This window comes from Caldalkalibacillus uzonensis, assembly GCF_030814135.1.
Lineage (GTDB): Bacteria > Bacillota > Bacilli > Caldalkalibacillales > Caldalkalibacillaceae > Caldalkalibacillus > Caldalkalibacillus uzonensis.
This window is the reverse complement of record NZ_JAUSUQ010000033.1, coordinates 1-11,672: the sequence shown is the minus strand read 5'-3', so window position 1 is coordinate 11,672 and position 11,672 is coordinate 1. Positions and strand designations below refer to the sequence as shown.

At 40.5% G+C, this 11,672-nt stretch carries 10 protein-coding genes and 3 pseudogenes; 6 read left to right on the top strand and 7 right to left on the bottom strand.

Annotation, left to right across the window (positions count from 1 at the left end; all coding sequences use genetic code 11):
• Positions 1-245 precede the first annotated feature (245 nt).
• The 5 genes and pseudogenes from pdxR to J2S00_RS19335 form a co-directional block, all read left to right on the top strand.
• Positions 246-1,628 carry a MocR-like pyridoxine biosynthesis transcription factor PdxR gene (pdxR, locus tag J2S00_RS19350; RefSeq protein WP_307343826.1) on the top strand — a complete coding sequence of 461 codons (1,383 nt, stop codon included), beginning with the start codon at positions 246-248 and terminating at the stop codon, positions 1,626-1,628.
• Positions 1,629-2,181: 553 nt separating this feature from the next.
• On the top strand, positions 2,182-2,301 hold the full coding sequence (locus tag J2S00_RS19995; protein ID WP_370875909.1) for a hypothetical protein: 120 nt from the start codon (positions 2,182-2,184) through the stop codon (positions 2,299-2,301).
• Positions 2,277-2,504 (top strand): hypothetical protein, encoded by a 228-nt coding sequence (locus tag J2S00_RS19345; protein WP_307343824.1) that lies wholly within the window; start codon positions 2,277-2,279, stop codon positions 2,502-2,504. Before J2S00_RS19995 ends, J2S00_RS19345 begins: the two co-directional genes overlap by 25 nt.
• A gap of 145 nt (positions 2,505-2,649) precedes the next feature.
• The gene (locus tag J2S00_RS19340) at positions 2,650-2,811 is read left to right on the top strand and encodes a hypothetical protein (protein WP_307343822.1); all 162 of its coding nucleotides are present in this window, start codon (positions 2,650-2,652) and stop codon (positions 2,809-2,811) included.
• Between the two features lie 368 nt (positions 2,812-3,179).
• Positions 3,180-4,036: pseudogene (locus J2S00_RS19335) on the top strand (IS110 family RNA-guided transposase); the annotation flags it as partial.
• 344 nt (positions 4,037-4,380) lie between these two features.
• Here the strand turns inward: J2S00_RS19335 and J2S00_RS19330 are convergent.
• The 3 genes from J2S00_RS19330 to J2S00_RS19320 form a co-directional block, all read right to left on the bottom strand.
• Positions 4,381-5,574, bottom strand: coding sequence for a thiolase family protein (locus J2S00_RS19330; protein ID WP_307343819.1), 1,194 nt, complete (start codon positions 5,572-5,574; stop codon positions 4,381-4,383).
• Between the two features lie 14 nt (positions 5,575-5,588).
• The gene (locus tag J2S00_RS19325) at positions 5,589-7,145 is read right to left on the bottom strand and encodes an ATP-dependent acyl-CoA ligase (protein WP_307343816.1); all 1,557 of its coding nucleotides are present in this window, start codon (positions 7,143-7,145) and stop codon (positions 5,589-5,591) included.
• 78 nt (positions 7,146-7,223) lie between these two features.
• Positions 7,224-8,567 carry a short-chain fatty acid transporter gene (locus J2S00_RS19320; RefSeq protein WP_307343813.1) on the bottom strand — a complete coding sequence of 448 codons (1,344 nt, stop codon included), beginning with the start codon at positions 8,565-8,567 and terminating at the stop codon, positions 7,224-7,226.
• Between the two features lie 176 nt (positions 8,568-8,743).
• Here J2S00_RS19320 and J2S00_RS19315 point away from each other — a divergent pair, with 176 nt between their 5' ends.
• Positions 8,744-10,198, top strand: a complete 1,455-nt coding sequence (locus tag J2S00_RS19315) for a sigma-54 interaction domain-containing protein (RefSeq protein ID WP_307343810.1) — start codon at positions 8,744-8,746, stop codon at positions 10,196-10,198.
• Positions 10,199-10,220: 22 nt separating this feature from the next.
• Here the strand turns inward: J2S00_RS19315 and J2S00_RS19990 are convergent, their stop codons facing one another.
• The 4 genes and pseudogenes from J2S00_RS19990 to J2S00_RS19300 all read right to left on the bottom strand — a co-directional run.
• Positions 10,221-10,433 carry an EamA family transporter gene (locus J2S00_RS19990; RefSeq protein WP_370875908.1) on the bottom strand — a complete coding sequence of 71 codons (213 nt, stop codon included), beginning with the start codon at positions 10,431-10,433 and terminating at the stop codon, positions 10,221-10,223.
• A gap of 10 nt (positions 10,434-10,443) precedes the next feature.
• Positions 10,444-10,671 (bottom strand): annotated as a pseudogene (locus tag J2S00_RS19985) (EamA family transporter); the annotation flags it as partial.
• 10 nt (positions 10,672-10,681) lie between these two features.
• Entirely contained in the window at positions 10,682-11,092 is a 411-nt protein-coding gene (locus tag J2S00_RS20075) for a hypothetical protein (protein WP_307343806.1), read from the bottom strand.
• Between the two features lie 336 nt (positions 11,093-11,428).
• Positions 11,429-11,672: pseudogene (locus J2S00_RS19300) on the bottom strand (transposase); the annotation flags it as partial.

The window sequence follows — 11,672 nt, the reverse complement described above, 5'->3', positions numbered from 1 at the left end:
ACAACTAAATGGAAAGTAAAAATTTAACAAACGTGTGCCTATGAAAATCTCGCCATTTTTCTGGGTAGTCATCCGAATCTGCCTTGATTTAAAAGTATTTTGTAAATTTTGTTTGTCCAAAAAAGGTTTCAAACTGTCGAACTCGGGTAAAAATAAATAAAAAAATGGTAAAAAAATAATACTATACAAACTGACATAAAAAAAGGTACAATAACGAGAAAATATACATGTCAGAGGGGATGTAAATGAATAATATCATTTTTAGTTTTAAAGATAACTCCCCAAAATATAAACAAATCTACGAGAAATTAAAATTATTTATTGAGCAAGGCGACATAAAGGCGAATGAGCCATTACCCTCCATTCGTCAACTTGCAGATTCCTTAGATGTAAGCCGTAATACAACTTTAATGGCATATGAACTACTTGTTGCGGAAGGTTATATTCGTGGAGAGAGCCGAAAAGGTTATTTTGTAAATGAGTTAGAGCCCCTTTTATATCAAGAAGCTCACAGCCCTTCTGATCATCACAAGCAAACAGAGCCCGTGCAACCTTTTCGCATTGATTTCCGCGCAGACGTGGTTGATCAACAGCATTTCCCTTTAAAGACGTGGAGGAGACTCTCAAACCAGGTATTAACGGTAAAGGACTGTTTTCGATACGGGGACCCTTTTGGCGAATTATGCCTGCGCGAACAAATCGCAGGATATTTATTCCAGTCCCGTGGGTTGAGAACAGATCCAAATGCAATTATTATCGGAAGTAGTACCCAACAAATGCTTGTATACCTTGGGCATATATTGAAGGATGAGTTCCAGAATATTATTGTTGAAGACCCTGGTTTTGACGGTGCTAGGGAAGCTTTTCAATTCCATCGTTTTATGTTTGAAACTTTGCCGGTTTATGAAACAGGTGCTGATCTGTCACAATTAGAACAAATGAAATCACGATTAATCTATGTAACCCCTTCTCATCAAAGTCCAATGGGAGTAAGCATGTCTATTCAACAACGGCACATGCTTATTCATTGGGTAAACAAGATGCGTGGATATATTATCGAAGACGATTATGATAGTGAATTCCGCTATACACAAAAACCCTTTCCTGCTCTTGCCTCCATTGATTCAACAAGAGTCATTTATTTAGGGAATTTCTCAAAATCATTTCTTCCGGGAATCCGTTTAAGTTATATGGTGTTGCCGCAGCCCCTATTAGATCGTTATAAACATCAATTCCGTCTTTTCGAAAGTACGACTTCAATTCTTAGCCAACTCACCATGGCTAAATTTATGGAAAATGGAGAATGGATTCGCCACCTTAAACGCATGCGTCTTGTTTATAAACGAAAAATGCAACACCTAGTAACAGTATTAAGAAAAGAATTTGAGCAAAATATTTCCATTATTGGTGAGCAATCTGGCTTATATTTATTGGTCAAAGTACACTTGAATCGTTCAGAAGAATGGCTAATAGAGCGTGCTTTCTCTTATGGAGTTAGAGTGTATCCCACCTCACGCTACTTTGTTAAAAACTATCCTGATAAACCAATGATTAAACTTGGTTTTAGTAATCTTTCTTTTGATGAAATCCAGCTTGGTGTGGAGCTCTTAAAAAAAGCTTGGTTATAAAAACACTCAGGATATCAAGAAAAGTTTTCTCCTATACAAACTCTACTTTTTTAGAGACCGATTTTTTTCTTAATGAAGGAAAAATCGGTTTTTTATTCAAAAAATTGTCTCATGCCCCCATTTAAAATAATAAAAATAATGTCAAATTGTGCGCTTTCCCGGGAAAGCAGTTAATAGATTCCGTTTGTAACCGAAATCTAGGATGGCCATATGTTGATGTTCATACTGAATATTTCACTTTATAGATGGTACTGGAGGGATGAGGATGTGATTCAAATACTGGTCATCGATATTATTGATCATTGCTGTTCTTTTAGGTTATGCTACTCATGATGTTCCATGAGATAGTGACCCAGTTGATTCACCAGAGACAGAAGAAGCTGACCAAAATAATGAGGAAGCTATAAATGATACTTCAGATGATGCTGAAGAGGAAGAAAAGAGTCACACTGAGTTAGCTATCCCACCTCCTGATGGTGAACTTAAAGTTTACTTATTTGATGTTGGACAAGGGAATGCCACTTTGTTGAAAGGTCCTGACTTTACCGTACTGGTGGATGCTGGCCGGCATGACCGTAATAATGTGGTACCTCATCTTCAATCAGTGGGAGTCGAGCAGATCGATATTTTGATCGGCACTCATTCCCCATGCGGATCATATCGGTCAATTTGACCAGGTACTTGATACATTTGGATCACAGAAGTGTGGATGAGTGGAGACGAGCACACCACCCGCACCTTGAATGGACCATAGATGCCATTGAACGTTCAGGGGTTAGACTTGGCTACAAGGTGGAGCGTCTGTTACCCTCCGAATTTGCCATGTACTCCCATCCAGCCACAAAACTGGACGGTTTACCGAGGGTCAAACGATGACGTTTGACCCTCGGGGCAACGAACCACTAGGCACGGGACCGATCGTGCATTGCCTTGACCAGTCGGGCAGTATGAATCGGTAGACACAGAGGCAAAAGGATTTGCCTTGGCCTGATGTCCATTGTCAGCAAGCAAAGGTTTCTGAATGGAGTCACCAATTTTTATCCCCTTAAAGCAAGCGTTGGATGTCACCGAAGAAAGCCGCTTCAAAAAAGCTGACTTAATCTTCGTGACTGATGGCCAGGCATCCCTGCCCCACTCATTTGTCGAAACGTTCAACGAGCGCAAAAAAAGAAAGACAGTTTAACATGTTGAGCGTCATATTGGGACAAAGATATGTGTATATAGTGAGCTGTTTTCGGACGAAATTGTCACTGCTGAGTCATTTTTAGAAGCCAGTGACCCAGCATTCGAGATTTAGATGACCAGGAGCAAAGTCTCCTGTTTTTTGTTCAATTTCTGTAATTGGATAATTTTGTAAAATTTGTATTGATTATAATGCTAGAATTCAATAAAATAATAAATGACAAACCCCCATGCAGCAAAAGCGGCACCAGCAGATGATGCAAAATAGTTCAGCCATGTATACTTAATCTTAGGCTTGTCAGCAAGGTCGTCTTTCCTTGGAGCCAGAGCCCTTTAATTACCCCGGCGACCTGGTGCCCTGGAGGAAGCATGAGGGAACTCATCCGTTATCGTCGCAGCCTGATTGAAGAGAGGGCCCGCGAAATCAATGACATCCAAAAGATACTGGAAGCGGCTAACATCATACTCTACTCTGTGGCGACCAATGCACTGAGCAAATCGGGTCGGCCATGATCGAAGCCTTTAATTAAAGGTGAAACTGACCCCGATGTGCTATCCGAACTGGCTCAGCGCCGTCTCAAACGGAAGAAAGAGGAGTTGAAAAAGGCCTGAAGGGCCTTATCGGCCCTCATTAACACCTGATGTTTAAAAACCAGCTTGAGCATATTGATCACCTAGATGCCTTGATTGAAGCATTGGATGCTGAAATCAAGGAGCGGATGCGCCCTTTTGAAGATGAACTAGAGCGGTTAGACACGATCCCCGGCGTTGGTCGGCACACAGCGGAGTATATTTTGGCTGAGATTGGCCCTGACATGACACAGTTTCCTTCGGCAGCTCACTTGTGTTCATGGGCAGGACTCGCCCCAGGGAATAACGAAAGTGCCGGAAAACGAAAGTCAGGGAAAACCCGCAAGGGAAACCAGAAGCTTCGCAGCACCTTGGTGGAAGCCGCCCGTGCCGCTGCTAGGTCTAAACAAACTTATCTATCCAGCCAGTACCATCGTATTGCTGCGCGCCGGGGAACCAATCGTGCAGCAGTTGCGGTCGCTTATAGCATCTTGACCATTGTTTACCATCTCCTCAAAAAGAAGCAGACTTACATCGAACTTGGTCCACATTACTACGAAGAACGCAAGCGCCATCAAGTCGCCAGACAAGCGATTCGGAAGTTGGAAACACTAGGGTTTAAGGTCATGGTAGAGCCGTCAAATCAAACAGCGTAGTTAACCGAAACAGCAACCAACAGGTGCATTAACATGACTTGTTCCAGCAAATACCAATCTGCTGGTGTTAACATTTCCTAGCTTTTTTGCGCTTTTTTCATCGACTTAAATTTTCGGGATAGGTAAATGGATAGCTAGGTCACTAAACATTTTAGACATTCAATCGATCAGCAAAGGCTCCCGATCCAAGTCCAATTATAATCGACTTTTCAAACTAGAGAAGTTCTTAATGCCTTGAGAAGATAAACATTTAGAAAGGTTATACTAGGCACTTAAAAACACCAACCCACTCGGTTGGTGTTTTGAGTCGCTTACATTTTTTAGTTCATTTCATTTTTAGCTCACTATACTTGTACATTCTCTATAACAATAGCAATCCCCTGCCCTCCGCCGATGCACAAGCTGGCAACACCGTATTTAAGTTTTCTCCGTCTTAATTGATAGGCCAAAGTGAGCAAAATTCTCGTCCCGCTCGCACCCACAGGATGTCCGAGAGCAATAGCGCCGCCGTTTGTATTGGTTCTATTTCTATCAAGGTTAAGTTCGCGTTCAACGGCTAAATATTGAGCAGCAAATGCTTCATTGACTTCAATGAGATCAATGTCTTCTAAGGAAAGACCTGCTCTGCTTAAAGCTAATTGAATCGCCGGTACAGGGCCAATACCCATATATGCCGGATCAACACCGGCCACTCCCCATGAAACAATTTTAGCTAGTGGCTCTTTGCCTATCTTACTCAGATAACTTTCATTGGCCAGAACTATTGAAGCAGCCCCGTCATTGATTCCACTGGAATTTCCTGCTGTAACGGTTCCTCCTATTTTAAATACCGGTTTCAACTGTGCGAGCTTTTCCATAGTTGTATGGGGTTTAGGATGTTCGTCCTCTATGACGTAGCTCATAGTACCGTCCTTATTTAGAATTTCCACGGGGACGATTTCATCTTGCAACTCTCCGTTTAATCTTGCCTGATCGGTTCTTTGTTGACTCAGTAATGCATACTCATCTTGCTCTTCGCGGGTGATATCGTACTTTTCGGCCAGGTTTTCCGCTGTAGTTCCCATGCCGATACCACAGAATTCATCAGTCAACGTACTTAACAGCATGTCTTCATATTGAAGGGGACCCATCTTTTGAGCCTCAAATCTTATTTTAAAGTTAGCAAAAGGTGACATGGACATGTTCTCCGCTCCACCGGCCAGTGCCAATTGAGATTCACCGAGCATGATGCATTGGGCAGCTGAAATCACTGACTGTAATCCGGAGCCACATAAACGGTTTATCGTCAAAGCCGGTGTTGACTGTTGAATTCCTGCTTTTAAGGCAATGTGCCTAGCTAAATAGGCGGCATTACGACTGGAATGAATCACGTTTCCATAGACGACGTTGTCGATGTCATTCGCATTGACTTGTGCACGGTGAATGGCTTCTTTGGCAGATATCACACCTAAATCCGTTGCTGAGATAGACCTTAACGAACCGCCCATTTGACCAAACGGTGTTCTTGCTCCGTCAACGATATAAACTGTATTACTCATTCTTCTACCAACTCCTATTTTCTGTTAAGTTTCACACCTTCACGGACACGATCCCAAGCACTGCCAATCCCTTCTTTACGTAACGCAAATTTTTGCACCCTTTCAGTAGCAGTCTTAGGTAAAAAACTACGGAGTTCAATATATCTGGGTACCATATAATAAGCCATTCTTTCTTCGCAGAACTTAATGAATTCAACATAATCGAATACTGATTCATCTTCCACGACGAGTACGACCTTTACGTCCTCTTCACCCAATTCGGAAGGGACGCCAATGGCCGCTGACTCCTTAACTTGCGGGTGTTTGTTGACTATGCGTTCTATTTCGTACGAAGAAATGTTTTCCCCCCGATAACGGATACAATCTTTGATTCTGTCCTTGAAGTAAAAATAACCGTCTTCGTCCATGTAACCCCGGTCGCCTGTGTGAAACCAACCGCCCTTCATTACTTCTTGCGTTTTTTGAGGCATTTTATAATAACCTTTGAAAATCGTGTTGGGTACCAACTCTTTGACGATTATCTCTCCTTCTTCACCCGGTAAGACATCCCGTTCATTTTCATCCACGATTTTAACGTCAACGTTAGGCAACGGTTTGCCTATCGAGCCTACGCGAATATTGCCCTTTGGGTTGCAGAGACATACAGTTGCCGTTTCCGTTAGACCATAGCCTTCAACAATTTTTAATTCGAACCGCTCCTCGAATTCCGTCCATATCTCTTTTGGCGCTGCTCCTCCAAACGTTCTTGTTACTGTATTGTTTTGCTCATATTCCGAAAACGGTTGTTTATAAAGGACGGTAAGAATGGATCCAATATAATTAAACACTGTCGCTTGATAATATTGAATCTCTTGCCAGAACTTGCTCGCACTAAATCGTTCTGATAGCGCGAGCGGACAACCGGTTAACATTGCCCCCATCACTGACAGCTGCTGGGCATTACAGTGAAAGAGCGGGAGGCAAGTATATAGAACATCTTCTTTCGTCGCTTGGACCATACTGTCTCGGAATGACATCCCTGTATTGATGTATGAGTAATGCGGCAGGATGACCCCTTTGGGCAACCCGGTCGTTCCCGATGTATAGATAATAGACATCGGATCGCTTTCATCAACTTCAGTAATGACCTGCCTGTGTATACTTTCTGATTCATACCCTGCTTGAAAATCTCCCAGCTCTATAATTTGAATATCAACTAGATCCGTATTAATAGCTTTAAGCTGATCGAGAAAAGCCGCATCGACAATAACGAGTTTGGAGTCGGAGTGCGTCAATATATATTGCAAGCTGTCTCCTTTAATATGATGGTTTATAGGAACCATGACCGCGCCTAATTTTGCTAACCCAAACCAAATGAATAAATACTCCGGACAATTTTTTAGAATCAGGGCAATATGATCGCCTTTTTTAATACCGAACTGATGAGCGAAATAGTTAGCAACTTGATTCGAAAGCCTGTCTATATCACCGAATGAATACCGCTTTTCATAAAACATTAAGAATAATTCATCTGGTATTACGTTGCTATTGTGTTGCAGTAATTCAGGGATCGTTTTAAGTTGATGAGCCATCATACAACCCTCCGTCTAGATGTAGGATAATGGATATGGAAGCAAGGATTTCTTGCCTCCGTTAATAAAAATAAATGCTTAAATAAAGAGAATCATGCTAATAGATGCAATGATGAAATAAATAATCATCGCAACTAAGCAATATCCCCATATATCACGTATACCTAACCCGGCAATACCTAAAGCCGGTAACGCCCAGAATGGTTGGAACATGTTCGTCGTGACATCACCAATAGCGACCGCGTTAACCATTACGGCAGGATCAACATTTAAACTTTTAGCTGCTTCAATCATGATAGGTCCTTGAACAGCCCATTGTCCTCCTGCGGAAGGTACAAATATGTTAACGATACATGCAGCAATAAAAGCGAATAACGGTAATGTTACCTCCGTTGAGAAAGATACGAACCAATTTGCAATGAGTACAATAAGACCTGAACTGGCCATCATTCCCATAATTCCTGCGTAAAATGGAAACTGAATGACAATGCCGGCTGTTGCTGTAATCGCTTTCTTAACTGCGTTAAAATAATTTTTCGGTGAACCATGCAATGCCATCCCGACCATAATCAACATGAAGTTCGTAAAATCTAGGTTTAAATCAAAACCTTTCGTTGCGAAATAATAGATTACCCAACTCAACCCACCGATGACAATAATGTAATTCAACAATTTGCTTCTATCCATTTTTTCGGCAATCGTCTCAGCTTGAACTTCCGCCGTGGCAGCTGTTTCCTCTTCCGTTTGATTGGACTGATTAGCCGGAAACTTTTCTTCAAAAGCTACCGTTTCATCTTTACTCGGGTGCATCTTTTTAAACAAAAATGCGAATATAATCACCGAAACGAGTGCAGGAAAGAGCATTTGTGTACTAAAAATTGTCTGAGATAAAGGAATGAGACCTATACTATCTTCCAAAAAGTGACCCGGTGTGTTAACCAACAACGGAGCTGTAAGGGATATTGATGCGGGAAGCATCGCCATCGCCCCACAAAAAGCGGCTGCTATTAACACTCTATAATCGATATCTTTAATATTTTTGGCCAGTTCTCTAGCAAAGATTGGACCTAATATCAATCCGAATCCCCAGTTAATAAAAGATGCAGCTCCACTAACCAGTACAGTACTCATAACCGCGTTGCCCGGATTATTTGGAATCTTAGCCAATCGTTTTATACCTCTTTGCACGATGGGTGCAATGGCCAAACAATAGCCAGCGACCAAGATAACGACCATTTGCATGGCGAAAGCTAAAAAGCCCCAAAATCCGTTATACCAATATTCGATCATTTGAAACGGACCTGCGTCGGTTAAAAAGACACCCATGAGATAAGCGACAATTGTCAATAAGATTGCAAAAACAAATGCATCCGGCAGGTACCTCTCTACACCGACTTTAAACCTACTGGCAATACTATGCAACATAACGACACCCCTTAAATTTTAGAATTTTTTCTAATATATCAATATGCAATTCCCATGCCATTCATCATTCCTTATAACAGGAGCGTTTTAGAATAGCATTTGCAAATATGCATATGCATTCCTGACAATTGAATATGCGATATTGAATATTCGGAATTTTTAAACTATAATTTATGATTGAAAAACATTATGCGTTGAAGTCATACGTTGAAGGAGGAATTGGTTTGTATAAATCTCCTTATTTTAAGTATTCATCCTTTGAAGAGATATCAACATTGTTTAACGCCATATTCAGTAATTCAAAAGACGGTTTATATGTTTGTGACGGTAACGGGAGAACTTTAGTCTTTAACGAAGCCTTTCTCCATATTTCGGGTATTCCGGAAAAGCTATTGTACCGGTATTCTGTCTTTCAACTCGTCGAAAAGGATTATGTACCCAACTCATGTGCGGCTGTTACTTTACGAACCCGGAAAAAACATAATACGATCATTGATTACTACAACGGTAAAAAAGCGGTTTTAACTTCTACCCCTATCTTCAATGACAACAATGAGATAATGTGTGTCGTTTCAAATGTAAGAGATATTACCGAATTGAATCGACTCCATGAAGAATTAGAAGAAGCCCGGAAAATCAATTATCAGTACAAACAAACACTTAGCCATATTCAAGGTGAATACCAGCGTAATGAAAATATTATATTTCGCAGCAAAAAAATATATAAAATCATTGCCTTAGCGGATCGTTTATCCAAAAATGATTCGCCTGTGCTTATTTTGGGTGAATCGGGAGTCGGAAAAGGAGAGTTGGCGAAGTATATCCATAATACTAGCGGTCGCTCGGGAGCATTTATAACGATAAATTGCGGCGCAATCCCTGATAATCTATTAGAATCGGAGCTCTTCGGCTATGAAAAAGGAGCTTTTACCGGCGCCAATCAGTCCAAGGCGGGTCTCATTGAGTTAGCCAATAAAGGAACGATCTTTTTAGATGAAATTGGTGAACTGCCCTTTCAACTGCAGGTCAAATTGTTGAATGTATTACAAGAGCAAAAAGTCAGAAGACTGGGAGGTACCCAGTCCATTAATGTGGATATGAGAATCATTGCTGCCACAAATAGTAATCTTGAAAAATTAATTGAACAAAAGAAATTTCGTGAAGATCTGTATTACCGTTTAAACGTGTTACAAATTCATATTCCTCCTTTAAGGGAAAGAATCGAGGATATTCCGGTGCTTTCCATCCATTTCTTGAACACATTAAACGAAAAGTATGGCACACAAAAGAAAATAGAAGCTGAAGCGATGGAACATCTGATCAATTATTCGTGGCCGGGGAACGTGAGGGAATTGAAAAATATCATTGAAAGAATCTATTACCTGAGTGAGACAGATAAAATTACGGTAGATACGCTTCCCCAAACGATAAGAAGTCCCAAAATCCAAAAACAACAACATATATTCAACACCGATAAACAAACCACTTTAAAAGAAGCGGTAGCCACATTTGAACGAAAATATATTGCTCAAAAACTTCAAGAATCCAAAACTTTAAAAGAATGCGCCGAAAAGCTGAATATTGATCTTTCTACATTGGTGAGGAAAAAACAAAAATATGGCATCTAAACGGAAACTTTCTGATTTTCGTTCAGTTTTCCTCTTTTTCAACAGTGACAAGTATGACACCAACTTTTATCAAGATGACGCCAATGATTAAACCAACCGTAAGTGCTTCATCCAGCTGTAGCCAACCAAATAACAATGCAAATACCGGGACAAATAACAAAGAAACCGATACCTTGGTCGAATTTACACGAGATAAAGCATAATACCACAGGAGAAAGCAAATAGAACTTACCAATGATTCCGGAATATGCGATAGTCACTACAGACACCAGTGTAATCTCCATCGGTTTACCGTAATCGACCAATAAGGCCGCAATAATAAGACCGAGTGTCCCAAACAACATTTGCCACGAAGTTAACGTTAGGATGTCATACTTTGGGAATTTCTTCTTTATTACAATATTGGCAACACCAAAGGATACTCCGCCTAAAACAATGATCAATTGACCGATTATCGATGACAGATCATTCATCTTATAAAAATCAAAGCCCATATTCACTAACAGCCCAAATATTCCACACATAACACCGATACTTTTGAAAGGTCAACGGTTCCTTTAAGAAGAAATAGGCCAGAATCAATAAAAAAGAAGCGATGATTTCCCCGTATCTACGAATAGTAAGCCGTATGTCATCAATATAAATACAACGGTTATTTGCACGATGCCCAGAAAAGCAAGTGCCGGCCAATCTTCCTTTTTGGGCAATGGTCGTCTTTTTCAGAAAATAATTAAAAACATAACCATTGTAGCTAATAAAAAACGTAAGGCCGAAAAAGTGATAGGCTCCAAGTAATCCAAGCCTATTTTCATCATTACCCATGTATATCCCCACAAAACCGAGACAACAAACAGTATTATTCCTGATTTTATATTCATAGGCACCCTTCACCATTCTTTATAATGCTCCCATAAGGTAAGACACAGGAGCGTGATAAAATAAGTTTTCATGATGATACTATGAAAAAACGAAACCAATATTATCATTAGATTAACAATGTCAATCAAAATAGTACCGTCAAGAATTTTGTGTAAGCCCGTAGGGCGCCTCTGGAATAGCAACTATATTTAGGCCTTCATCATCCTTAATTACTAATGAAAAAGTATCAGAAGGTTCTGTCAAGGGCGAAGTGTATACGAGTCCCTTGACAGGTTCTTCGAACTTTTTAAAATGGCATAAGGATGATGAAGCTTATATCTCATAGCGTTCTTTAAACATAGCTTGCAATTGTTAATAGGCACTAGTAAATCCACGTAATTTTCTTTCTGACCATTTTGATTGATATCCTGTACAGTAAGGTACACGATTTTTTCGGCGCTTTGACATCTGGAAGACTGTTCATGGGTCTTAAACGTTTTTTAATTTCTTTAATGGTTCTCTCAATCCAGTTGGTGGTGTAAATGACACTACGAATAGCTGACGGGTACTTTAAGAAGGTGAGCAAAGTGGGCAAATCTTTCTCCCAAGATTGAAC